This window comes from Granulicella sp. dw_53 (assembly GCF_018449545.1).
Classification (GTDB): Bacteria; Acidobacteriota; Terriglobia; order Terriglobales; family Acidobacteriaceae; genus Edaphobacter.
The window spans coordinates 1-24,394 of record NZ_JAAVUR010000023.1; the positions used below are offsets into that span (position 1 = coordinate 1).

Here is a 24,394-nt window from a genome sequence, read left to right on the forward strand (position 1 = left end):
GGGGGGGCGGGGGGGGGGGGGGGGGGGGGGTGGGGGTGGGGGGGGGGGAGCGGTTGGGGGAGAAGAGGGGGTCGTCCGGCGGGCCTGGTAGGGGGCTTACGTCGATGAGGAGCGAGGAAGCAGCGTCGTGCGGGCCGCCGGAGAGCGCGGAGACGAAGCTGGCGGCGGGACGAGCCTGGATGAGGGTGGTGCGGACGGTGTCGCGCACGAAGTCGTGGACGAAGGAGGGCTGGCGGAAGCGGACCTCGGTCTTGGCGGGGTGGACGTTGACGTCGACCTCCTGAGGGGGCATCTCGAGGAAGAGCAGGACGACGGGGAAGCTGGTGGGCGGGAGGATGTTGCGGTAAGCCTCGGAGAGGGCGTGGAGGATGAGCTTGTCGCGGATGAGGCGCTGGTTGACGAAGACGTAGACGGAGTTGCGGTTGAGTTTCTGGAGCTCGGGCTTGGAGACGAAGCCGGTGATGCGGAGGTAGCCGGGGTCGGCCGGGGTGTAGTCGGCGTCGCGCTTCCAGGGGGGAGGCTCGGGGAGGCCGGCGCGGGTAAAGTCCATCTCGGCGGCGGTGGGGAGCATGAGGTGGAAGGTGTCTTTGCCGAAGATCTGGAAGAGGCGGTCGCCGTTGCTGCTGACGGCTGGCGCGACGAGGAGGGCCTGGGTAGCGGAGTGGAGCTCGAAGTGGCGGTTAGGGTGGGCGAGGGCGTAGTGGGTGACGAGGGCGGCGATGTGGGAGAGCTCGGTCTGCTCGGACTTGAGGAACTTGCGGCGGGCGGGGGTATTGAAGAAGAGATCGCGGATGGTGATGGTGGTTCCGGCGGGAAGGCCAGCGGGCTCGACGCGGAGAATGTTGCCGCCGGCGATTTCGACCAGGGTTCCGGCTTCGTCTTCGGGGGCGCGGGTCTCCAGCGTGAGGCGGGAGACGCTGGCGATGGAGGGGAGAGCTTCGCCGCGGAAGCCGAGGGTGGCGATGGAGAGGAGGTCGTCGGAGGTGCGGAGCTTGCTGGTGGCGTGGCGCTCGAAGGCGAGGAGAGCGTCGTCGCGGACCATGCCGTGGCCGTTGTCGATGATGCGGATGAGTTTGCGGCCACCGCCTTCGATCTCGATGCGGATGCGGGTGGCTCCGGCGTCGAGGGAGTTTTCGAGGAGCTCTTTGACGACCGAGGCGGGACGTTCGACGACCTCGCCAGCGGCGATCTGATTGGCCACCAGGTCGGAGAGGATGCGGATGCGGCCCATCCTCCGATTGTACCGAGGAGACGGAGATAGAAACGGCAGAGTCTCTGGTGGAGACTCTGCCGTTGGTTTCTAAGACTGATCCCCGGTCGTGGTGGACTGGGGAGTGCTGCTGTTAGCTGATGCTTTTCGCTCCAAAGCGGCGATAGAGGGTAGCAGCGCCACCGAGCAGGCCAGTGCCGAGCAGGGCGATGGAGCCGGGCTCGGGAACTGGTGAAGGAGATGCAGGAGACGCGGTAAAGGAGCCGTAGGAGGCGCTCTGCTCGTTGTTGTAGTAGAAGGCGTAGCCGGAGGTGGTGTGGAGGGCGAAGCGGAACGGGTTGAGCCCGATCTCCTGGCTGAAGGTGATGTCGGTGAGGACGCCGTTGGTGAACTGGATGAGGGTGTTGGTTGCTCCGGCGAGGCTGAAGGTCTGGCCGTCGATGTTGAAGGTCAGGGCGCTGATGGTCGCGGAGGGAGAGGTCTGGTTGTAGGTGGAGACGCCCGAGGAGACGGGGGCAGAGGCGATCGTAAACGATCCGGTTCCGCTGAAGTCCGAGCCGGTATTTCCTGTCATCACCAAGTTGTAGGTGATGGAGGAGGCGTGCAGGGAGCTGGGGATTGCAAGGGTAACGACGGCGGCTGCAAATGCGATGAAGGCAGCCTTTACCAGAGATTTCTTGCTGCTATTGATGAACTTAAACATGGTCTTTCCTCTAGGCAGAATCTGAAGTTGTTGCAGTATGAATGCCATTGCATAGAGCATGTACCGTGCCAAACGTTTGTGGGTATGTGAAGTAATTTGCAGCCCATTTTCGTTGATTCCCAGAACCCAGGTCTTCTAAATGAGCACTTCTTTTCTCAGATGGGATTGGCGGGTGGGCAAACTTTTGCCTTTTCTGGGAAAGTCCGGAGAGAAGTGAGGGTGGTTTTGCGGGAGATGTTTGGGTTTGCGGGATGTCGAGGAAGCGGTGTTCTCGTAGCGGGCTTATAAGTGGAGACCCGAGGCGTTTTAGCGCGAGAGAAGAGCAGAGCTTGGAGGGCCGTCGAGAAGACTTGAGCTTGAACGGCTCTCGGATTCGGCTGGTACCACGAGACTGGCTTCGAGAAGTCGAATCGTGTCGAGGAGCTCATCGGGGGGAAGCGGACGGGCGAAGTGGTATCCCTGATAGAGGTTGCAGCCGAGGGAGCGCATCATTCCGACCTCAGCGTTCGTTTCGGTGCCCTCCGCGAGGACCTCGATGCCCAGGCCGCTGGCGAGCTCGATGAGGGACTTACAGATGGCCATGCTGGTGACGGTCTGGTCGACGCTCTGAATGAATTCGCGATCGATCTTAAGGCGGTCGAAGGGCAGCGTCTTGAGGTAGCTGAGGCCGGAGTATCCGGTTCCGAAGTCGTCGATGGCGATGGTGATGCCCATCTTGCGCAGCGCCTGGAGGATGAAGAGGGTGCGATCGATGTCCTGAATGACGGTCGTCTCGGTGAGCTCGATGGACAGGTTGAGAGGCGAGACGTGGTTCTCTTCCAGAGCTTCACAGATCTGCAGGACTGCATCGGGGTTGAGAAACTGGCGCGCCGAGAGGTTGATGGAGATCTTGAGGACTTCGAGCGGGGTACCTGCCCAGCGGCCCAACTGACGGCAGACCTGATGGAGGACGCGCATTCCGATTGCGTCCATGAGGCCGCTGGCCTCCGCGATGGGAATGAAGACGGCTGGCGAGACCATGCCGCGCTCGGGATGAGTCCAGCGGACGAGGGCCTCGGCGCCTACGACGCGGCCGAGAGCTGTATCGACGATGGGCTGATAGTGAACGCTGAACTGCTCCTGCTCGATGGCGAGACGAAGGTCGCGCTCGAGAAGGAAGACATCGCGGGCTTGCTCGTTTTGCCGGGGAGAGAAGAAGTTGGTGTGGACGCTGCCTTCGAGACGGCTCTCCGCCATAGCGGAGATCGCCTCGTTGATGAGGCGCTCGGCGTCGAGCTTGCCGCCGGTATGGAGGGAGACGCCAGCATTCATCTCCGGGCGCAGACTGAAGCCGGGAAGGATGAGTTCCCTCTCGGTGGCGAGACGAAGGGACTCGATCTGCTGTGCGAGCGGAAGCTGGCTGCCTTGAAGCTCAAGGGCGAAGATAAAGGTGTTGGAGTCCACGCGGCAGAGCGGCACCTCGTTGCCGAGGAGCTCGGCGAACCGGGTTGCGATGGCGGCCATCACGGAGCCGACCGCAGCCTGACCGAAGGCGGCGGCGATCTTGTCGTAGTTGCTTACGTTGATGGCGCAGATTGCGAGATGGGTCTCGGCCGGCATCCTCCGGGAGAGGATGCGCATGAAGGCGTCGCGTGTGGGCAATGAGGTGATCGGATCGAAGTCGGTGAGTTGACGCAGGCTGGCGTCGAGCTTCAGGATGGCGCATTCCGTATCGGCGAGAAGGGTGCCGCTCTGCTGGTTGGATTGCGCGGACGGCTCAGGGAGGATACCTTCCTGAGCGTAGTTCCTGAGACTTTGTGCGGCGAGATAGATGGGCTGGATGAAGGAGTTTAGAACGAAGAGTGTGAGGAAGGTCGCGCCCAAGGTCGCGACGACGGCTATCCCCAGGACCTCAAGCTCAAGGCCGCAGGGCGATCCTGAGCGAAAAAAGTAACAGATCAGCGCAAGCAACGGAATCTGCATGCCAGCGACGGCCAGGAACAGAATCTTGTTGCGGTGTTTGATGAGCGGTAATCCTGAAGTGGCTCTTTCGAGCCAGAATTTATTCATTAATGGACCGTATGTCTCGACAGGCCAGAAGTTAAGACTCTTCCCGCTGTTGAAAAACTAGAAGAACTGCAAAGATGCCGCCATCACACGATTGGGTGATAACACTGTGTTAATAATGAAAGCCGGCTCTTACGGAGAGCCGGCCTAGGGACGCCACAGATGAATTGGTCTATTTCTTCTTCGTTTTCTTAGACTTCGACTTAGATTTGGACTTGGACTTTTGTGAGGCTTTGTCGCTTTCGGACTTTACGTCGCGGTCTCCGACCATATGAAGACGCATAAAGTTTGTGGCTCCGGATTTGGTCCGGGTGCCGGCGACGATGCCCACGATCTGGCGCGACTGCACGAAGCCGAACTGCTCCAACATCTCTTCCGCCATATCGACGAGCTTGTCGGTGTCGTGGAAGCGCTTGCAGAGGATAGGAAGCGTACCCCAGAGGAGCATGCAGCGGTTAATCACTGCCTCGAAGGGGGAGAGAGCGAAGATGGGTGGGTCCGGGTGGTACTTGGAGAGGAGACGCGCGGTGGACCCGGTCTCGGTGAAGATGGCGATGGCTGCGAGGTCGAGGTCGTCGGCGGCGTGGGACATGCACTCGCAGATGGTCTCGGCGACGGAGAGGCGTGTGGCGTGAGGGATGAGCCTTGAAGGCGAGGGGTCGATGCGGATCTGGTGCTCGGTCTCGACGACGATCTTGGCCATCATGGCGATGGCCTCGACGGGGTATTTGCCGGCGGCGGTCTCTCCGGAGAGCATGACGGCATCCGTGCCGTCGTAGATGGCGTTGGCGACGTCTGAGGCTTCGGCGCGGGTGGGGCGCGGATTCTCGATCATGGACTCGAGCATCTGCGTGGCGGTGATGACGGGCTTGCGGTACTCGGCGGCGCGGCGGATGATGTGCTTCTGGATGGCCGGGACTTTCTCGGGCGGGACTTCGACGCCGAGATCGCCGCGGGCCACCATGATGCCGTCGGCGACTTCGAGGATCGAGTCGAGGTGCTCGATGGCCTGGGGCTTTTCGAGCTTGGCGATGACCCAGGCGTCGGACTTGAGGGCGGCGAGGCGGCCTTTGACGTGGCGAACATCGTCGGCTGTGCGGACGAAGGAGACGGCGACGGTATCGACGCCCTGACCGATGGCGAAGATGAGATCTTCTTCGTCCTTCTCGGTGAGCGAGGGAACCTTGACGGGAATACCGGGCAAGTTAATGCCCTTGTTTTCGCCGAGGGTTCCGCCGTTGACGATCATGCAGACGACGTCCACGCCCTTGACCTGCTCGACGATGAGCTCGATGAGGCCGTCGGAGAGCAGGATGCGGGAGCCGGGCTCGAGGTTCTCGGCGAGGGTCTTGAAGGTGGTGCCGACGAGAGAGGCAGAGCCTTCGATCTCGCGGGGAGTGATGGTGAGGTGCTTGCCAGCGACGAGCTGGACGGACTTGTGGTCCTTGAGCTTGCCGGTGCGGATCTTGGGGCCCTGGAGGTCGGCGAGGATGCAGATGGGCTTGCCCTCTTCGCGAGCGATGGTACGGACCATCTGGATGAGCTCGGCCTTCTGGGCGTGGGTGCCGTGCGAGAAGTTCAGCCGGGCGACGTCCAGGCCAGCGCGGACCAGCTGACGGAAGACCTGTGGGGTACTACAGGAGGGGCCGAGGGTGGCGACGATCTTGGCACGCCGTGTGCGTTGGAACTCTGGAAAGGAGGTCTCGTTCGACATAGTTTTTTCAGTTTGGAGCGTAGGACTTTTCATGGCGCGGGCGAATTTTCCTTTTGCAGATCGCTTCGTTGGAGTTCGAGTGGCTGGACCACGCCTGAATTGACGTCCGAAGGCAATTCTAACCGCGAGGAGCGATATGTGCGGGAGAATTGGCGGTGGAGGGTACGGAAGTAGAGTCGTCCGGGTCGGAGTAAAGCTGAGCATTAAACTCCGCGCCACAGAGAATGCTGAAGGCTGTGATATAGAGCCAAAAGAGAAGTGCGATGCCCGCTCCAAGGGAGCCGTAGACCTGAGAGTAGTTGGCAAAGCGCGTGACGTACCAACCGAAGGTGAGGGTGGAGAGGAACCACATGGCCGTGGCAGCGATGGCTCCGGGGAGGGTGCGCTTCCAAGTCTGCTGGAGGGGCGTGCCGAGGTGGTAGAGCAGAGCGACCAGGCCGATGCTGCCGGTGAGCGCCACGGTCCAACGGATGAGCAGGGCGACGACGTAGACGGGACCGCGGGCGGATGGCATGACGTGCATCGCGAGCCAGTTGGTGATGAGGTGTCCGAAGACGACGAGAGAGCTGGTGATGACGAACGGCAGAAGCGAGAGCGGAACGAGCAGGTAGGCGCGGGCGCGGCGTCTCCAGACGGTCCAGCAGTCCGGGGGGAGATGGTAGGCGCGGCGCAGGCCCTCCATGAGCTTGGCGATGACGCTGGAGGCTCCGGTGATGCTGACAAAGAAGGCGAGGACCAGGACCCGGCCGGAGCGGGAGCTGGCGGGCGCCTGGACGAAGTAGCTCTGGAGGAGGGGGCTGACGTCGGAGGGCAGGACGCGATCGAAGAAGCCGGCGAGCTGGAAGCGGAGCGGAGTGGTATCGGGCAGAAGGCCGATGACGGCTGCCATGACGATAAGGGCGGGAAAGAGCGAGACCATCGCAGAGTAGGCGGTCGATTGGGCGAGGTTGAAGAGGTCGTGGCGCACGGCCCGGAGGAAGACCTGTTGAAGATGAGAGGGGGCGCGGAGGATTTTTCGTCTCATAGACGGTCTCCGCGAGACGGCGTAGAAGAGAGCAGAGCTAGGCCTTCCACCGGAGCAGGAACTCGGTGACGGAGTGGGGTTCCATGGTGCCGATGTGGCCGAACTCCTTGTTGGCCTGCGAGAAGAGGAGTTTGCCGTGGGAGTCGAGGACGGCGAGGGCGGGAACTCCCTTGGCGATGGGCACCTTGTACCGTTGGGCGATGTCGACGTTGTGGTCCATGTGGCCGATTTCGATGCGGACGAGGATGAAGTTTTGGGCGAGGATTTGAGCGTTGGGGGTCTGGTGGAGGTACATGTCGAGGACCTGGCAGTCGCCGCACCAGTCGCCGCCGAAGTCCAGGATGATGCGCTTATGCTCTCTGCCAGCCCTCTCTATGGCGGCCGCGATATCGGCCTTCGGGTTGGCCTGGGCGAAGTAGATGTGTTTGCCGGTGGCGGGGACTCTCGAGGGGGCTGGCGCGAAGACTTGCGCGATTAGCTGTCCCCAAGGCTGTAGCAGTGCGAACGCGAGAGCAAGCGGCGCAGTGCGGAGTAGGGGATGTTTTGGGTTCATGGAGGTTCGGTCCTTGATTGTACGCGGCTCCCGGTAGTAGAGATGATGCATGAAAGCTCTCACCGAACGCAAAGGGAGTGCGTTCGGTGAGGTTGTGGCAGCGGAGATGGGCGGATCATTTTCCGGAGTAGTAGCCGTCGCGGGTCTGGACGGTGAGCTTCTTCTGCTGATCGGGCTGGCGGAGGGTTAGGTCGATCTGGTGGTAGCCGTCGGCGGCGGTGGCCTGGTCGGGCGTGTATCCGAGGCGGTACTGGGCGCGTAGCTCTTCGGCGATCTGGGTGTAGATCTGGGCGGTGGTCTGCTTCTTGGAGACCTCGAAGAGGCGGCCTCCGGTCTCGTCGGCCATGCGCTGCAGGATCTTCTTGCCGTCTACGCGGGCGGTAGCGGGGCCACGTTGACCTCCGCCGTTGTTGCCTCCTCCGCCGCCGCTCCCGGGGAAGCGGCCTCCACCACCGGGGAAGCCTCCGCCGGGAAACCGGCTTCCACCTCCGCCGCGCTGGCCCTGGTCGTGCTGAGGCTCCTCGCCTTTGAAGTAGATGGCGTAGAGGATGGTATCGGCGCGCTGGGCGGCTTCGATGGCCTGGGTTAGGGTCTCCTTGCTTCCGCTATCGACGCCGTCGGTGAGGAGGATGAGGGCCTTGCGGCCCTTCTGCTTGTGCATCAGCTCGTCGGAGGCGAGGAAGGTGGCGTCGTAGAGGGCGGTGCCGCCGTGGGAGCCGCGGCCACGGCTTCGGTGATCGGAGTCGTCGGAGGAGTTCGAGGTATCGGTGTTGGAGCTGGGGGTGTCGACCTCTTTGAGGGCGGCCTGGAGCTTGGGGCGGGAGAGCGTGAGGTCCTGCAGGAGCTCGACGGTGCGGGCGAACTGGATGACGAAGGCCTTGTCCGGGTCGCGATCGCCGGGCGAGGTGAGCATCTCATCGAGGAAGGCGCTGCTGGAGGTGCGTTCGTCGTCGAGGACGCTGCGCTGGGACTGGCTGGTGTCGACGAGCAGGCCGAGGATGAGGGGGAGGTTGGCGTCGTGGTCGAAGTAGCGGATGGTCTGGGGGTTGTTATCGACGCGGAGGACGAAGTCGTCCTTGGTGAGGTTCTGGACGAGAGCGCCTTTTTTGTCGCGAACAACGACTGGCAGATTGACGAGGCGGGCGTCGACGGAGAGGGTGGTGGTTGCGGGTTGAGGCTTTGTCGAAGAGTCCTGGGCTGGGAGGAGGAGCGGAAGGCAGAAAAAGAGTCCGCTAAACAGAAGAGGGCGAACGGAGGGCCGTATAAAAGTAACGCTCATGTGGGTTTAGACGGGGATTGCAGCGATCAGTTGCGGTTCGAGGCGTGTTTACAAGGGGAAGACGCCGCCGACCGACAGGGACGGGCGGCTGGGTGTATTCTGACGGCTCAATGAAATTATCTCTATTTATGCTTGCAGGCCTCACCGTTTCGGCATGGGCAGGCGGAGATGTGCGGGTCGCTCCGCCGATGGCACTTGCAGCGGAGAGTGCTATAAAACCTGCCGCGAAGGTCAAGGCTCCCGGTGGGTTTGCGAAGACGATTGTGTTGTGGCCGGGGGGTGCTCCGGGGGCGCTGGGGAAGGAAGATGGCGATATCCCGAAGCTGTACGAATATCCGGCGTCTGGCGAAGGGGTGCGGTCGGTGGTGATCGTGATGCCGGGCGGAGGCTATCGCAACCTGATGATGGAGAAGGAGGGCGCGGCGGAGGCACGATGGCTGAGCGCCCATGGAGTGACGGCCTTTGTGCTGGAGTACCGGCTGGGTCAGCGGTACGTGTTCCCTACCCCGATGCTGGATGGCGCGCGGGCGGTACGGTATGTGCGGAGCCACGCGGACGAGTTAGGAGTCGCAAAGGACCGGATCGGGGTGTGGGGTTTTTCAGCGGGCGGGCATCTGGCGGGATATCTGGCGACGGTGCACGATAAGGGCGACCTGCGCTCCGCGGACCTGATCGAACGAGTGAGCGACCGGCCGGATTTCGCGATCCTCTCGTATGCGCGGTTGAGCATGGACGCGTCGATTCCGCGAGAGACGAATCTGGAGGGGCTTCTCGGAGATCATCCGACGCCGGAGATGTTGCGGGCGGTATCGATCGACCGGCTGGTGAACAAGGACACTTCGCCCAGCTTCGTCTATGCGACGACCGGCGACCAGACGGTGAATGCGATGAGTGCGACCTCCTACTACGACGCATTGAAACGGGCAGGGGTTCCAGCGGAGTTGCATATCTTTGAGCGGGGGCGGCACGGAACGGGGATGGGGTTAGGTTTGAAGGGCTTCGAGGAGCTGGCGGTGGCTCCTGTTCTGGTGGCGAACTGGATGCAGGTGCATGGCTGGATGGCTGCCTCCAGGAACGCGGACTAGCAAGTCTCACGGTTGGGTCTGGCGTCTTCTTGCAAGACCGTTATTTTCACCTGCGTCGAACCATACTATTTTCCGAGTAAGAAAGACCTATGCAGTTATGCCAGTAGTTGCCGTCAAAGATAGTGAAAGAGCATGAGACGGCGCTCGGCAAAGGCTGCCTGAACCGGACTGGTTCGATGAGAAGAAATGACGCTAGTTATGCCTCGGTCCATCAACAGATCCATCCCTCGCGCAGAGGATGGAAAACGGTACGACGAAAGTTGTAGAAATTGGAAATAGCCCACCATTTCGCGTGAAATTGCGAGACCATTAGTTACGAAAGTTTGACCGTTTCCGGTACCGGTAAAGATTAGGTCGACTTGTACGTCTGCAACTGTTTTGAGGTTTCTTCGTGCACGCCTCTTTCCCTTTGAAGTTACGTGGTCTCTCAATTCGGTACGCCGTCCCCGTTCTGCTGCTCGTGATCGTTCTATGGCAGCTAGGCGTTGCGACGTCGTCGAATAAATACGGGGTGAGCCTGGGCAACGTAGTGACCCTGATGCTATGCGCAGCGATGGTAAGCCTGCTGTGGCGAGAACGGGATCATGCTCTGGAACGGCAACGGGCCGAAGAGGCAGATCAGCGTTTTATTACGGCGGCCGAGAACGGGCTGGACGCATTCTTTCTATTCGACGCCGTGCGCGACCGTGAAGGAAAGATCTGCGACTTCCGTTTTCGATACGTGAATAGCAAGGCAGAGGAGTTGCTGGACAACTCCCGAATGCAGATCATCGGACGCCTGATGCGCGTTCTGCTGCCGGTGAAGCGCGACAGTGAGTTTTTTATCGGCTGCTGCCGGGCGGTCGAGACTGGGATCCCGATGGACCGGGAGAGCGCGATCGACAACGCCATGGTCAACGCAAAGTGGCTGCGCATGCGCGTGGTGAAGCTGGGCGACGGAGTCGCAGTTACGGCGATCGACTTAAGCCAGACCAAGGAGAGAGAAGAGCGCTACGAAGAGATCGAGAGTTTCTCCGATTCGATCTTCGAGAGCGCTCCCTTCAGCATTATTGCGACGGATGCGAACGGCTTGATCACAGCCATGAACCAGGCGGCGGAGCGACTCTCGCAGTACTCGCGTGGCGACCTGATCGGGAAGGCTACGCTGGCTGTTCTGCACGATGCGGCCGAGTTGCAGACACGAGGACATGAGCTGGCGTCGGAGGGATCGGCCCCGATGGAGGGATTCGCGGTACTTGCAGACAAAGCCTCGCGGGGCGATATGGAAGAGCGCGAGTGGACCTATGTCCGGAAGGATGGATCCCGCGCTCCGGTGAGCGTGGCACTGCGCGCGATCCGAACCTCTGCAGGAAAGGTCGAAGGGTATGTCGGGATCGCGTCGGATATTACCGACCGACTGCAGATGATGGAGTACGTGACGCACCTGGCGACCCACGACCACCTTACCGGGCTGGCGGGACGTACGCTGCTGCGCGAGCGTCTGCTCCAGGCTGTAGAGCGGGCGAAGGTGAGCGGAAGGAAGGTCGCGGTCTTCGTGATGGACCTTGACCACTTCAAGCGAGTGAACGACTCGCTGGGGCACCAAGCAGGAGATCAGGTGATCCGCGAGGCCGCGCAACAACTGCGCAGCGCGGTCCGGACCACGGATACGGTGGCAAGGATGGGCGGCGACGAGTTTGTGATTGTGCTGCAGGATATCCAGACCATCGATGACATCGACCAGTTTGCGCAGACTCTGGTGCAGCGCATGGCCAATACCATGGTGGTGAATCACTATGAGCTGAACGTCACAGCGAGCATAGGGGTGTGCATCTATCCCGACTTTGCGAGCGATGCAGATAAGCTGCTGGAGCGTGCGGACGCCGCGATGTATGCCTCGAAGGAGGGTGGAAGGAACCAACATCAGATCTTCAACTCCGCGATGCTGAAGGAGACCTCCGCCCGTCTGAGCATGGAGCACGAGTTGCGCCACGCTTTGAAGAACAAGGAGTTCAGCCTGGTGTATCAACCACAGGTTTCTCTGCGTACTGGCGAGGTGGTTGGACTGGAAGCTCTGCTGCGATGGGATAACGCACGCCTGGGCCGCGTCGCGCCGGGAGACTTCATTCCGCTTGCTGAAGAGACTGGACTGATTGTGTCGATCGGAGAGTGGGTCTTTCGGCAGGCATGCCTGGAGGGCAAGCGGATGGGAGACGCCATCGGCAGAGAGCTAAGTGTGGCCATCAATCTCTCGCCGCGCCAGTTCCGGCAGAAGAATCTGTTGGAAGTGATCGAGCGCGCTCTTGAAGAGAGTGGGTTGAATGCTAGAAACCTGGAGATTGAGATCACGGAGAATACCCTGATGATCAACTCCGCCGCGAACCTCGAGATGCTGCAGAAGATTCGCGAGTTGGGCGGACGCATTGCCATCGACGACTTCGGAACAGGCTTTTGCAGCTTCTCCTATCTGCTGGAGTATCACGTCGACCGGTTGAAGATCGACCAGAGCTTTGTGCGGCGCGCTGTTGTCGACGTCAACGCCGCGGCTGTGGTGCGGGCCGTGATCGCGATGTCGCATGGATTGAATATCAAGGTGGTCGCCGAGGGAGTTGAGACCGAAGAGCAGCTACGCTTTCTACGCCGTCGCAGGTGCGACGAGGCGCAGGGCTACTTATTTGCACGGCCTATGTCTGCGGAGGAGTTTCCGGCAGCGGTGGAGGCCATTGGACATGCATGGCAGCATGATGTGTCGCAGGATCTGTCGCGGTCTGCTGCTTTACCGGGAGCGGATCGATACGGTGAGGCGCAAGGCACCCTGGAAGCGCGAAGACATTCGTGATCCAAGATCTTCGTTCGGTTCTAAGCTGCTGGCAAAGATCGGGCTGTTCTACTCCTCCATCGCAGAGGAATAGAACAGCCCCGTTTATTAGCGCTCGATGGTCTCCCAGTTATTACCGAACTGCCTGACCGGTAAGCAAGGGGAGAAATTCAGAGGCACGATCGAGGGTGAGAAAATTGATGTGCGTGGGATCGAGTGCATAACCGACAAAGTGTGCCGGCTGGCCGTTTGGCGCGAAGATGACCGTAAATGCGAGGCGGCCATTCGAATCCGGAGCCGTTATAGTGGCCTGGAAAGGCGTAGCCGGTAGTACAACCGCACCTCCCATCTGAGCTTCACCGACAAAGAACGTAGTGGATCCCAGAACGTTTCCGGTTGTGGCCACAAAGTTACCACCCAGTGCGACCGGATTGGGAAGTCCGCTGGTCTCGACGGTCTGGCCGGTCAGAGAGAAGTTGTAACCGCCATCGAGCGAAGTTGCGGCAATCTGTTTATCGATTGAACCAGTGACACCAGCGAGACCGTCGCTCTCCGTCAAGGTGGCATTCTGTACCCTGCCCGGAACCTGCGGGGCAAAGAAAGAGAAGGTCTGGGTCATCTGGCTGGACTTCAACGTAAGCGTTCCAACGCCGGCCGCATTCAGGGTGTAAGTGCCAGTGATGGGAAGGGCCGGGAAGGTGCCAATCTCCGAGTTGTAGTCTTCTACGCCAGAGATAATGTGGCCTTTACCGTCGGAGACGAGGCTGCCTACGATTCCCACTTTGCGCGAGATGATGTCTTTCCCCACGAGAGCGCCCTGGACTGCGAAAGAGTACTGACCTGTGAAGTTGCTGAGGTCGCTGTCGGTGCTGACAGCGTCCTTGGATACGGCAGGCTGATTCTGAAGCCCAAATGGAAGAGATTGAGCCATGAGTACTGGCGCCGAAGTAAGAATCAATCCGACGAGACTAAGGCATTTCTGAGGAATAGCGCGCATTTGAAGAACTCCAATCGTTGTTGTTCTTTTGTTGAAGGTGGGCTTACACAGTACGAGCTAAAAGGCATGGCGAGCGAAGCATCCCAAGACGCACTGCAAGTACGAGTGCATCGTCGTGAAGTTGAAAGCTTCTGGCTTAAGAACCAGAGTCGAGTCGCCTTATTCCTTGAATTTCGGATGTATAAGTCTTGCTGCCTTCTCTTTGGCAGTTGCGCTCATACTCGCGCTATGGACGGAACTGCAATATGCCAATGACTAGTCAGAGAAGACTGAGAAGTATTTCTCTGCACTACTGCTTGAATTTGTACAAGGTGGCCGGGGTGTTACTTCTCTCGTAACGAGTTATAGCTGGTTGGGCTCATACTACTCGTGACTAGTAGCATCTTAAGAAGCAAGTTTTCTAGAGTGAGCCGCGCTGATAGTCGCTAAGAAGTAGTTCGTCACTATCCTTACTTACACGAGTTATGCGCTCGTCCTTTCGGCTGCCGGCGAGGATACCGGCAGCCTTTCGCGTTAGGCGCGGCGGACGATGAGGTCGTTCTTCCACAGGGCGAGGACCACGTCCATCTGGCTGCCATGTGGAATGTCTTCTCCGTCCGTGACCTCGGCCCAAAGTGCGTTGACGGTCTTGTGGGTTCCGGCGGCGAGCAGGGATACAGCACGAGTCGCGTAAGCCTTGTGTTTGTTCGAAGGCGCGTACTGACCTGGATTGATTCCTTTGACCAGGCCGCCTTCACAGAGACTGAGGAACGCGTTGCGCGGACCACCCTTCCGCTGCGCTGTCGGGCTGGTGGGATACAGCTTCTTCACTGCATCATTCCAGCGCTCCATGGGGCTGAGCGCCTTGCCGTAGGTCTCCATCCGTACTGCAAGAAGTGCCGCTTCGCCGTATCTATTTGCCATCGTTCATTCCTTAGCGTGTCTCCAGAATGAATATTACCGGGTCTCTCGGTCGCCACGAGCGGATAGCTGCAAATTGACTCGGTTCGGAGGGGAGACTAGTCTCGCCAGACGGAGGGATTTCGATGAAAAACAGATTAAAGATCGGGTTGGCAGTTGTGGCACTCCTCATCGTCGTGGTCCTTATTCTTCCTCTGTTCGTCGATGCGAATCTGTTTCGTCCGATGCTGGAGACACAACTGACTGCGGCGCTGGGACGACAGGTGAAGGTGGGGGATCTGAGCCTCTCGGTCTTCTCGGGGAGCCTGGTTGCGAACGAACTTAGCATCGCGGGCGATCCTGAGTTCAGCCCGGAGCCGCTTCTGGTGGCAAAGCAATTGAAGATCGGCGTCGATATGAGGCCGCTGTTGTTTTCACGGAAGCTGCAGGTGCGAAGCTTCGAGGCGCAGGGTCCGGAGATTCATCTGGTGCGAGCCGCGGATGGAAGATGGAACTTCTCCAGCCTGGGGCGTGGCGGAGCGGGTAAAACGCAGATCGCGGGACAGCCCTCGGCATTTCCAGACCTTACCGTGGGTGTGATTACGATCAAAGAGGGTCGTGCGGTGGTGGAGAGTGTTCCCGCGCACGGGAAGCCGATGATCTATGAACATCTGAACGCTTCCATACAACAATTCTCGTTTGCCAAAGCTTTTCCGTTCACACTGAGTGCGGGTCTGCCGGCAGATGGAGCGATCACGGTGGCCGGGAGTGCGGGTCCTCTGAATCAGCAGGATGCCGCCACCACAGCGCTGACGGCCCAGGTGACAGCGAAGCATCTGGATCCGGTCGCGGCGGGGTTTGTGGATCCTGCGGCGGGTCTCTCCATGCTGGCGAATGTGGATGCGCACGCGGTATCGAACGGAGTGACGCTGACCAGCCAAGGCACGATTCACGCGGAGCGACTGGTGTTGCTGAAGGGCGGCAGTCCCGCTCCCAAGCCGGTGGAGTTGAGTTACAACATCGTTCACACGCTTAAGAACAACACCGGTCAAGTTCAGGATCTGGCAGTGAAGGCTGGCAATGTGGCAGCGCATGTGAACGGAAGCTACGAACTGGCGGGTGAGGCTCCGGTTATGAATCTGCGGCTTATCGCTCAGGCGTTGCCTATCGACGACCTGCAGGCCCTGTTGCCGTCGGTGGGGGTGAAGCTTCCTAACGGATCCGTGCTGCGGGGTGGAACGCTAACCACTACGCTCACCATTACCGGTTCGACAAAAGACAGTGTGATCGCGGGTCCTGTAGAGGTCGACAATACGCACCTCGCGGGGTTCGATCTGGGCTCGAAGATGTCCGGGATGGCGGCGCTGGGCGGCGTGAAGACAGGGGATACCACCAGTATCCAGACGCTGCGCACCAATGTTCGTGTGACTGATGCCGCGGTGCGAGCCGATAGCATCTACGCTCTGCTGCCAGCGCTGGGAGAGGTGAGCGGAGGCGGGACAGTGGCTCCGGGTGGCGCGCTGAACTTCAGCCTGAACCTGAAGCTCTCGACCACCCAGGGGATCGGGCAGGCCGGCGTTGGTATGCTGACGGCGCTCAGTGGAGTTGCGGGAGGCGCAGCTTCAACGGCTGCTAAAAACGGGATTCCGGTGACCGTGACCGGCACGACCTCGAATCCGGTGATCATGGCCGATGTTGGAAAGCTGCTGCAGAAGAATGCGGCCTCCATTCTCGGAGGGCAACTCCTGGGCAACGGCAAGAACCAGAAGACGGTCGACGCGATCACCAGCCTGTTTGGCAGGAAGAAGTAGCGGCCAGGACTTCCCTGCTTTGGTTGGTTAGCGCGTCTTCTTTTTGGTTTTGGCTTTTGCTACTTCCGCTGGAGGTAGGGGCTGTGAGTTGAGTGGGGCCTCCCATAGCCTTAGCCCGCCCTGCACGGCGTTGGCGTTTGCGCCTAGGATGACTCCCTCGGGGAGGTCCTTCATCAGTTTGGCGTTCCCTCCACCCAAGAGGACATAGTCTGCGACGAAGGCCGCGCGGAGACGGGCGACGATATCCAGTACGGATTTGCGCCAGCGCTTTTTGCCACGGCGCTCCAGGCCAGCGACACCGATGTACTCCTCGTAGGTGAGGCCGTGCTTGTACGGCAGGTGGGCGACCTCCAGGGGGATGATGGTGCCGTCGTAGATGAGCGCGGAGCCCAGGCCGGTGCCGGTCCCCAGGAAGAGCATGTGACCGCCACGGTATCCGCCGAGAGCCTGCATGGCCGCGTCGTTGATGAAGCGGATGGGCTTGCGGAAGGTCTTCTGGTAGGGAAAGTCGATCCAACCTGGAGCGAGGTTGTGCGGCTCGGCGAGCGGACGATCGTGGGCGACGGGGCCAGGGTAGCCGATGGAGATGGCGTCGTACTGCCAGGCAGAAGTGGCGGCGAGGACCTGCTGGGACATCTCTGTGGCGCTCATCGTGGGGCCGGAGACGATCTTGATAGGCACGAGGTTGTGGGTCGAGGCGACCTTGATGTGTGTGCCGCCGACGTCGATGACCAGTACGTTCATGAAGGCAAGGATACAACCTGGCGTTTCGCCTTTCCTGGTGGAGTACTCATGCTGAGGATCGCTCTGGAGCGAGCCAAAAGCCGATTAGCGGCCTACAGCTCTAAAATCACTTCGACCGCTTCGAAAACCATGGAAAACATTGGGCTTTCTTTTTTTTACGAATAACATTGACAATCATTGCTCGATAGATTTATTTTGGTGATGGGCACCTTGCCCTCAGGATGGATTACACTATGCGTAAAGTAATTGTGGCCGCCGCCCTCTCGCTGTCCCCGATGCTCCTGCATGCTCAGGCAACCTCGCCTGCCCCCACCCAGACCTCAGCTTTGGTCCAGCCAAAGGCATTCAACTCTTCCGCCGCTGAGAATGCTGCTGCAGTTCCGACCAACCAGCCGCTCCGCATCTCGACTGGCGTGACCGCACCCAAGCTGATCTCCACGGTCTCCATCGTTGAGAATGAGCGGATTCCTGCCACGCTGCGTGCGGCCGATCAGCTCGCGGTTGTCTCCATGATCGTCAACGCTGACGGTAAGCCTTCGGATCTGAAGATCGTCCGTTCGGTCGGTGCAGCCATGGACGTCAACGTTCTCTCCGCGGTCAGCCAGTATCGCTTCACCCCCGGCACCTTGGACCACCAGCCCACCGCGATTCCCTTGACCCTCGAGATCACCCTGCGTCATTCCACCCTGTAAGCTTTGGAAGTCGCTATAGAAATAAAGTAATGGACGAACTCTCGGGTTCGTCCGTTTTTGTTTTTCGTTCAAGGTGCCAGGCTACCGCCCGAACTCAGCGCAGCTTGGTCCCCATCCTTCTAACTTCCTGACTGCCCACCCAAGAAAGTCAAGTAGCTCCAGCGCGGATCAGCGCTGGGAGTAGGGCCGGTTGGAGGCTTGCAAGACGCCAGGATGAAGGGGAGAAGGTTTGGGGCGTCGAATTCCTGGCACATGAAGCCGCGAAGAGGGTTGGCTGGTCTGCGTAGGCGCCGGAACCGTCTTGGAGCCGTGCGAGTGCGCGACGACGAACAGGACCACGGCAATTACCAATGCCGCAGCCGCGACCACGACGAGGAAGACCTTGACGTTGAGGCCCCGGTTTGGGTCATTCGCATTGAGAGGGTGTTCGTGAGGAATATCCATGCACGTTGTGATGCCGGTCTTATTGTCGCGGGTTATCGATAGGTCCTGTATTTCATCGCCCATTTCTCCTATACCGTGCTTCTGGGCGATAACCATCGTCTAACGACGAACGAAGCGACCGCTTTTGCTTGCGGCCTAATCCTGATTAGCAAAGGCAGAGTTGGAAACGCCTACTTCTGCGCGGGGGATGACTGGGAGGAAGTGGTGGCTTCTTTTGGAATACCGCGGGCGGGACGAAGAATTAGAAAAGCTGCAATAAAACCGACGATCAAGGTAAGGATAACCACGAACATGATCGGGCTCACCAGATCGGCCCTGCGCGGAGTGGGCTTCTGCAGCTCCATAGAAAATAGGACGCCTGGATCGATCTTTTTCGTTGTATTGCTGTATTGCTTCGCCCTGCCTGCTGAAATTCAAGCTTGCCTTGTTCTGATCATCGGCACTTAATTTCTCTGAAAGAGGCATTCACGCAAAACTTTGCGTGGAAGTGCCTGTTCTAGTTAGGTATGGACTGAGTCCATGGACAACGCAAAGTAGCCCAATAGCCTCACACTGGATAGTAGTTGTTGGAAAGGATGCTCATGAAGAACTGGCGCACGATAGTAAAAGGAGCCGCATTTGCGGTTACGCTGGCAGCAGGAACCATGCTGGCACAGGATGTCCACACGGACTTTGACGAGAATGCGAACTTTGCTCAGTATCGGACGTTTTGTTACGGCAAGGTGCATGCTTCAAACCAACTGGTCGAGAACAGAATTAGGGCAGCCGTAATGAGAGATCTGACCGCCAAGGGTTGGGAGCAGACCGATGCACATTGTGATGTGTCCGTGTCGGCGGTCGGCTTTGTACACGACAAGCAGGAGTACAACACCTTCTACGACGGACTGGGTCCGGGTTGGGGATGGCGAGGCCGGGGTTGGGGAGGCTGGGGTGGTGGTCCGGCGGTTACTACGGTCGATAACATTCCGGTGGGAATGCTGGTAGTCGATCTCTACGACACCAGATCGAAGCAACTCCTATGGCGCGGCACCTCGAAGCAGGATCTCTCGGATAAGCCGGAGAAGAACGCTCAGAAGCTGAATAAGGCGATCGATAAGATGTTCGACAAGTTTCCGCCTAAGAGTAAGGGATAAGTGGCGACAGATTTCCTAGATAAAAGGAATTATTGAGCACCGTTAGGATGTGGCGGCCTTGCGGGGACGACCACCCAGCGCTCCATTGGAGCGAGCAGCGGCGGCTTTGGCTCGAGTACGAGTTTTGCCTCCTTCAGCTCCGAGGCGTGCAGCCATCCACTTGCGGGAACCGAGAAAGCCTTCTAGCAGTGCAGGAAGATAGAGGTCGGCGTCGAGTTTTGGAAAGTGAATGCCGTAGCCGGAGGGTGAGATCTCGATGGTTGTAAGTTGAGCGGGGGTTGCATGTTCCAAACCCTGAGCATTCTTGGGGGAGAACATGATTTCCAGATTGGTATTGAGACTCAGAATGACGCGGTCGGACTTACGGTCATAGCGGGCGGCTGTGGCTAACGGTGTAGTGGCTTGAAGCTGGGCAGCACGCTGGTTGGCCTTCGCGACAGTAGATTTAGTGATGGGTCTAAGGGGTGCCATGTATCTCCCTACATGCATAGCTTCGTGATGTGTTGACCTGCAGGTAAAGGACTAATTGACGATTAGTCCCTATCCTTTCCATCCAGTTTCGAAGCTTCTTTCGTACCTGGAGTCCACAATTTCATTCGAAAGTCGCTTGGATTGGACGTGGGCTGATCCCCAAGATCGAGTCGAATTTCCCAAAATAATCTCGAAAGAAGGCTGTCATGTTTGTCCAAAGTCTTAGCCGTATTTCCGGCGCTGATTTCCCTTCGGAAGTCTTCAAGCGCGACCACCACTCTCTGCGATGCGATGAGGTGCAATGAATTTGACGCGATGTTGAACCTAGTCATAGTGTCTTTTGTTACGTTGCCTTCGGCCATCCCCGCTAAAGATGTAGCAAACTCTTCGTATTTTTGCAGTTTCAGCTTACGCCAGTCTGCTTCCCTGTCACGCCGCTTCGAAGACCAATATGTGAATGATGCGACGAGTAACGCAGAGATTGCTCCAATGATTGCGGTCCAAACCTGTCCACTCATAGGCGAAATGATAGCAATGAAAATGGGCGGACTCTTTCGAGTCCGCCCATTTAGTTGGGGACGGAGTAACTTTCGCGATCCACAGAACTACTCGGCGGCCATCTCTTCCTGCTCGCCTTCCATGCGCATCTGTTCCAGTTCGCGCTCTTCGGCTTCGATGGCTGCTGTGACTTCCTGCTGGACCTGGGCTGCCGCCTCTTCGAGCTCTGGGGAGAGCTGGACGTTGCGGTAGTACTCCATGCCGGTTCCGGCGGGGATCAAGCGGCCAACGATGACGTTTTCCTTGAGGCCGCGCAGCGTGTCGATGCTTCCGTTGATGGAAGCCTCGGTGAGTACGCGGGTGGTCTCCTGGAAGCTGGCGGCCGAGATGAAGCTGTCGGTCGAGAGCGACGCCTTGGTGATGCCGAGGAGGAGCGAGCGACCGATGGCCGGCTTGCCGCCGCTCATCAGGACACGCTGGTTCTCTGCGTTGAAGCGGAAGCGGTCTGTCTGCTGATCCACGAGGAAGGTGGTGTCGCCAACCTCTTCGATCTTGACCCAGCGAAGCATCTGGCGAACGATGGTTTCGATGTGCTTATCGGAGATGGTAACGCCCTGCAGACGGTAGACTTCCTGGATTTCGTTGACGAGGTACATCTGGAGAGCGCGCTCTCCGAGGACCTCGAGGATGTCGTGCGGGTTGCGGGGTCCGTCGATGAGTGCGTCACCGGCACGGAGGCGTTCGCCTTCCTGCACGTTGACGTAGGTTCCGCGAGGAACGCTGTACTCCTCTTCCTGACCGTTATCCGCCGTGACGTAGACCTTGCGCTGTCCCTTGGAGACTTCGCCGAAGCGAACGACACCATCGATCTTGCTGATGATTGCCGGGTCGCGGGGCTTACGGGCCTCGAAGAGTTCGACGACGCGTGGGAGACCGCCGGTGATGTCCTTGGTACGCGTTGTTTCGCGTGGGATCTTGGCAAGGATGTCGCCGGGGAAGATCTCGTCGCCATCGGCGACCATCAAGTGAGCGCGTGACGGCATGAGGTAACGCTTGTTGCCGGACGCGGACTTGATGATGATGGCGGGTTGACGCTTCTCATCGGTGGAGTCGTTGACGACCAGACGGCTGAGGCCGGTGACTTCGTCGACTTCCTCGTTGAGGGTAACGCCTTCCTGGAGGTCCTTGAACTGCACGGTTCCAGCGATCTCGGTGAGGAGCGAGAAGGTATAAGGATCCCACTCCCCGAGACGATCGCCCTGGGCTACAGTTGCGCCGTCCTCAACCTTGAGCTTCGCGCCGTAGACCACAGCGTAGCGCTCCTTCTCACGGCCCTTGTCGTCGATGATGGCGAGCGAGCCGTTACGGTTGAAGGCGACCAGATCGCCGGACTTGGCGCGAACGGTGACCAGGTTGATGAAGCGGACGGTGCCGGCGTTCTTGGCTTCGAGGTGCGAAGCGTCAGAGACTCGCGATGCGGTACCACCGATGTGGAAGGTACGCATGGTGAGCTGGGTGCCGGGCTCGCCGATGGACTGGGCCGCGATGACGCCGACGGCTTCGCCCATCTCCACCATCTTGCCCGAGCCGAGGTTACGGCCGTAGCAGAGGATGCAGACGCCACGCTTGGACTCGCAGGTAAGGACCGAGCGGATCTTGACGCGCTCGATACCCGCAGCCTGAACGGCGGAGGCGAGGTCTTCATCGATCTCCTGATTGACTTCGACGATGGTCTTGCCTTCGAAGTCCTTGAGGCGCTCGAGCGAGACGCGGCCGATGATACGGTCGCGGAGTGGCTCGATGGTCTCACCGGCTTCAATGATCGGCGTGACGTAGATGCCTTCGACCGTGCCGCAGTCGTCGTGCGAGATGATGACATCCTGCGCGACGTCGACGAGACGACGGGTGAGGTATCCAGAGTCAGCGGTCTTCAAGGCGGTATCGGCGAGACCCTTACGCGCTCCGTGCGTCGAGATGAAGTACTGGAGAACGGTGAGGCCTTCGCGGAAATTCGCCGTGATGGGGGTTTCGATGATTTCGCCGGAGGGCTTGGCCATCAAACCACGCATACCGGAGAGCTGACGGATCTGCTGTTTGGAACCACGAGCACCGGAGTCGGCCATGATGTAGATCGGGTTCATGGCGCCGTCCTTGTCAGCCTGCTTCATGTTGTTGAACATGTCGTCGGCGACGCGCTCGGTGACTCCCGACCACATCTGGATGACCTTGTTGGAACGCTCACCGTTGGTGATGGCTCCATCGAGGTACTGCTGCTGCATGGCGAGAACGGTCTTCTCGGCTTCTCCGACGACGGTGTACTTGGAGTCGGGGATAACCATGTCGTCGAGACCGACGGAGAGGCCGGACCGGGTGGCGTAGGTGAAGCCAAGGTCCTTGATCTTGTCGAGCGTCTTGACGGTCACTTCGAGACCGAGGTTCAAGTAGCAGTAGTTGACCAGTTGGCCGATGCCCTTCTTCTTGAGCAGACCGTTGACGTAAGGCATTCCCTCGGGCAGCGCATCGTTGAGGATGGCGCGGCCGACGGTGGTGGAGATGAACTGCTTGTTGAACTCCACCGGCTCCGTGTGGGTAAGGTCCTGATCGTCGTACGCGGTGGTCATGTCGAGCACCTGACCGGTATAGCGCAGACGGATCGGGGTCAGAGTCTCAACCTGCTTCGCTTCGAGAGCCATGAAGACCTCTTCGATGTTCGCGAAGACGCGGCCTTCACCCTTGGCATTGACCTTGGCCTTCGTCAGGTAGTAAAGACCGAGAACGAGATCCTGCGTCGGGACGGTAATGGGCTGTCCACTCGCGGGCGAGAGGATGTTGTGCGACGCCAGCATCAGGACGGAGGCTTCGATTTGCGCCTCTGGGCTGAGCGGGATGTGCACGGCCATCTGGTCGCCGTCGAAGTCCGCGTTGAAGGCGGTGCAGACGAGCGGATGGATCTTGATCGCCTTGCCTTCGACGAGCACCGGCTCAAACGCCTGGATACCCAGACGGTGGAGGGTCGGAGCGCGGTTGAGCAGAATCGGGTGATCCTTGATGACCTCTTCCAGGATGTCCCAGACGATGGGCTCCTGCATCTCTACCATCTCTTTGGCCTGCTTGATGGTGGTGCAGTGGCCGGTCTGTTCGAGACGGTGATAGATGAAGGGCTTGAAGAGCTCGAGCGCCATCTTCTTGGGAAGACCGCACTGGTGCAACTTCAGTTCGGGACCGACGACGATGACCGAACGGCCAGAGTAGTCGACGCGCTTGCCGAGCAGGTTCTGACGGAAGCGGCCCTGCTTGCCCTTGAGGGTATCGGAGAGCGACTTCAGCGGACGGTTGTTCGCGCCGCGAAGCACGCGGCCACGGCGGCCGTTGTCGAACAGAGCGTCGACGGCCTCCTGCAACATGCGCTTCTCGTTGCGGACGATGACCTCAGGAGCGTGCAGGTCCATCAGCTTCTTCAAGCGGTTGTTGCGGTTGATCACGCGGCGATACAGGTCGTTCAAGTCGGACGTAGCGAAACGGCCGCCGTCGAGCGGAACGAGGGGGCGAAGCTCCGGCGGAATGACCGGGATCACGTCGAGAATCATCCACTGCGGCAGGTTGTCCGACTTGCGGAAGGCCTCGACGATCTTCAGACGCTTGGAGTACTTGAGCTTCTTCTGCAGCGAGGTCTCGGTCTTCATGCGCTCGCGCAGCTCGATTGAGAGCTCCGCGATCTCAACGCGCTTGAGGAGTTCCTTGATCGCTTCCGCGCCCATCATGGCCTTGAAGCCGGAGGGGCGGTACTGAGCATCGAGCTCGCGGAACTTGGTCTCGTCCTTGATGACCTCGCGCTCCTTGACGGGCGCATCGCCTGGATCGACGACGACGTAGGACTCGAAGTAGAGGACCGCTTCAAGCTCACGGAGTGAGATGTCGAGCAGGTGGCCGATACGCGAGGGCAGGCCCTTGAAGAACCAGACGTGCGAGCAGGGGCTGGCGAGCTCGATGTGTCCGAGGCGCTCGCGGCGGACCTTCGAGAGGGTGACCTCGACGCCGCACTTGTCGCAGATGACGCCGCGGTGCTTCATGCGCTTGTACTTGCCGCAGAGGCACTCCCAGTCGGTGATGGGTCCGAAGATGCGGGCGCAGAAGAGGCCGTCGCGCTCGGGCTTGAAGGTACGGTAGTTGATGGTCTCGGGCTTGGTAACTTCACCATGCGACCAGCTACGGATCTTCTCCGGGCTGGCGAGCTGGATCTTGATGGCGTCGAAGTCGGCGATGGGACCGGTCAGTTCAAATGGGCTGGAGCGGAACATATTAGGCGTCTCCGGT

Annotated in this window: 20 protein-coding genes; 5 read left to right on the forward strand and 15 right to left on the reverse strand. The window is 59.5% G+C overall.

Annotated elements, in window-relative coordinates; all coding sequences use genetic code 11:
* From mutL to HB393_RS23185, 7 genes are all read right to left on the reverse strand, one after another.
* Positions 1–1,231: DNA mismatch repair endonuclease MutL (mutL, locus tag HB393_RS23155; protein ID WP_213807592.1), on the reverse strand; the 1,231-nt coding region annotated here is incomplete at its 3' end.
* Between the two features lie 112 nt (positions 1,232–1,343).
* Positions 1,344–1,913, reverse strand: a complete 570-nt coding sequence (locus tag HB393_RS23160; protein WP_213807593.1) for a PEP-CTERM sorting domain-containing protein — start codon at positions 1,911–1,913, stop codon at positions 1,344–1,346.
* A gap of 306 nt (positions 1,914–2,219) precedes the next feature.
* Positions 2,220–3,962: a bifunctional diguanylate cyclase/phosphodiesterase gene (locus HB393_RS23165; RefSeq protein ID WP_213807594.1), complete on the reverse strand. Its 1,743-nt coding sequence runs from the start codon at positions 3,960–3,962 to the stop codon at positions 2,220–2,222.
* 169 nt (positions 3,963–4,131) lie between these two features.
* A complete protein-coding gene (gene pyk / locus HB393_RS23170; RefSeq protein ID WP_213807651.1) occupies positions 4,132–5,673 on the reverse strand; it encodes a pyruvate kinase in 1,542 nt (513 codons plus the stop codon).
* A gap of 118 nt (positions 5,674–5,791) precedes the next feature.
* A complete protein-coding gene (locus tag HB393_RS23175) occupies positions 5,792–6,697 on the reverse strand; it encodes a YihY/virulence factor BrkB family protein (RefSeq protein ID WP_213807595.1) in 906 nt (301 codons plus the stop codon).
* A gap of 37 nt (positions 6,698–6,734) precedes the next feature.
* A complete protein-coding gene (locus tag HB393_RS23180; protein WP_213807596.1) occupies positions 6,735–7,301 on the reverse strand; it encodes a thioredoxin family protein in 567 nt (188 codons plus the stop codon).
* Between the two features lie 64 nt (positions 7,302–7,365).
* The gene (locus HB393_RS23185) at positions 7,366–8,529 is read right to left on the reverse strand and encodes a VWA domain-containing protein (protein ID WP_213807597.1); all 1,164 of its coding nucleotides are present in this window, start codon (positions 8,527–8,529) and stop codon (positions 7,366–7,368) included.
* Positions 8,530–8,639: 110 nt separating this feature from the next.
* Here HB393_RS23185 and HB393_RS23190 point away from each other — a divergent pair, with 110 nt between their 5' ends.
* Together HB393_RS23190 and HB393_RS23195 are read left to right on the forward strand one after the other, a co-directional pair.
* Positions 8,640–9,614 (forward strand): alpha/beta hydrolase, encoded by a 975-nt coding sequence (locus tag HB393_RS23190; protein WP_213807598.1) that lies wholly within the window; start codon positions 8,640–8,642, stop codon positions 9,612–9,614.
* A 391-nt stretch (positions 9,615–10,005) separates the two neighbouring features.
* Positions 10,006–12,432 (forward strand): GGDEF domain-containing phosphodiesterase, encoded by a 2,427-nt coding sequence (locus tag HB393_RS23195; protein WP_213807599.1) that lies wholly within the window; start codon positions 10,006–10,008, stop codon positions 12,430–12,432.
* A 112-nt stretch (positions 12,433–12,544) separates the two neighbouring features.
* Here HB393_RS23195 and HB393_RS23200 read toward each other — a convergent pair whose 3' ends face one another.
* Both HB393_RS23200 and HB393_RS23205 read right to left on the reverse strand, forming a co-directional pair.
* Complete coding sequence (locus HB393_RS23200) at positions 12,545–13,408, reverse strand: hypothetical protein (protein ID WP_213807600.1); 864 nt, start codon at positions 13,406–13,408, stop codon at positions 12,545–12,547.
* A 513-nt stretch (positions 13,409–13,921) separates the two neighbouring features.
* Positions 13,922–14,311 (reverse strand): hypothetical protein, encoded by a 390-nt coding sequence (locus HB393_RS23205; RefSeq protein WP_213807601.1) that lies wholly within the window; start codon positions 14,309–14,311, stop codon positions 13,922–13,924.
* Positions 14,312–14,433: 122 nt separating this feature from the next.
* Between HB393_RS23205 and HB393_RS23210 the strand changes: the two genes are divergently transcribed.
* On the forward strand, positions 14,434–16,098 hold the full coding sequence (locus HB393_RS23210) for an AsmA family protein (RefSeq protein ID WP_213807602.1): 1,665 nt from the start codon (positions 14,434–14,436) through the stop codon (positions 16,096–16,098).
* A gap of 27 nt (positions 16,099–16,125) precedes the next feature.
* Here HB393_RS23210 and HB393_RS23215 read toward each other — a convergent pair whose 3' ends face one another.
* Positions 16,126–16,842 carry an ROK family protein gene (locus HB393_RS23215; RefSeq protein ID WP_213807603.1) on the reverse strand — a complete coding sequence of 239 codons (717 nt, stop codon included), beginning with the start codon at positions 16,840–16,842 and terminating at the stop codon, positions 16,126–16,128.
* Between the two features lie 233 nt (positions 16,843–17,075).
* On the opposite strand from HB393_RS23215, the gene HB393_RS23220 reads away from it, so the two are divergent.
* Complete coding sequence (locus HB393_RS23220; RefSeq protein ID WP_213807604.1) at positions 17,076–17,534, forward strand: energy transducer TonB; 459 nt, start codon at positions 17,076–17,078, stop codon at positions 17,532–17,534.
* A gap of 168 nt (positions 17,535–17,702) precedes the next feature.
* On the opposite strand, the gene HB393_RS23225 is transcribed toward HB393_RS23220, so the two are convergent.
* The gene (locus tag HB393_RS23225) at positions 17,703–18,041 is read right to left on the reverse strand and encodes a hypothetical protein (RefSeq protein ID WP_213807605.1); all 339 of its coding nucleotides are present in this window, start codon (positions 18,039–18,041) and stop codon (positions 17,703–17,705) included.
* A 107-nt stretch (positions 18,042–18,148) separates the two neighbouring features.
* Complete coding sequence (locus HB393_RS23230; protein ID WP_213807606.1) at positions 18,149–18,322, reverse strand: hypothetical protein; 174 nt, start codon at positions 18,320–18,322, stop codon at positions 18,149–18,151.
* A gap of 237 nt (positions 18,323–18,559) precedes the next feature.
* Here HB393_RS23230 and HB393_RS23235 point away from each other — a divergent pair, with 237 nt between their 5' ends.
* Positions 18,560–19,111 (forward strand): DUF4136 domain-containing protein, encoded by a 552-nt coding sequence (locus HB393_RS23235; RefSeq protein ID WP_213807607.1) that lies wholly within the window; start codon positions 18,560–18,562, stop codon positions 19,109–19,111.
* Positions 19,112–19,153: 42 nt separating this feature from the next.
* Here the strand turns inward: HB393_RS23235 and HB393_RS23240 are convergent, their stop codons facing one another.
* From HB393_RS23240 to rpoC, 3 genes are all read right to left on the reverse strand, one after another.
* Positions 19,154–19,582: a DUF2442 domain-containing protein gene (locus HB393_RS23240; protein WP_213807608.1), complete on the reverse strand. Its 429-nt coding sequence runs from the start codon at positions 19,580–19,582 to the stop codon at positions 19,154–19,156.
* A 62-nt stretch (positions 19,583–19,644) separates the two neighbouring features.
* Entirely contained in the window at positions 19,645–20,100 is a 456-nt protein-coding gene (locus tag HB393_RS23245) for a hypothetical protein (RefSeq protein WP_213807609.1), read from the reverse strand.
* An 87-nt stretch (positions 20,101–20,187) separates the two neighbouring features.
* The gene (gene rpoC / locus HB393_RS23250; protein WP_213807610.1) at positions 20,188–24,378 is read right to left on the reverse strand and encodes a DNA-directed RNA polymerase subunit beta'; all 4,191 of its coding nucleotides are present in this window, start codon (positions 24,376–24,378) and stop codon (positions 20,188–20,190) included.
* Between the last annotated feature and the right edge of the window lie 16 nt (positions 24,379–24,394).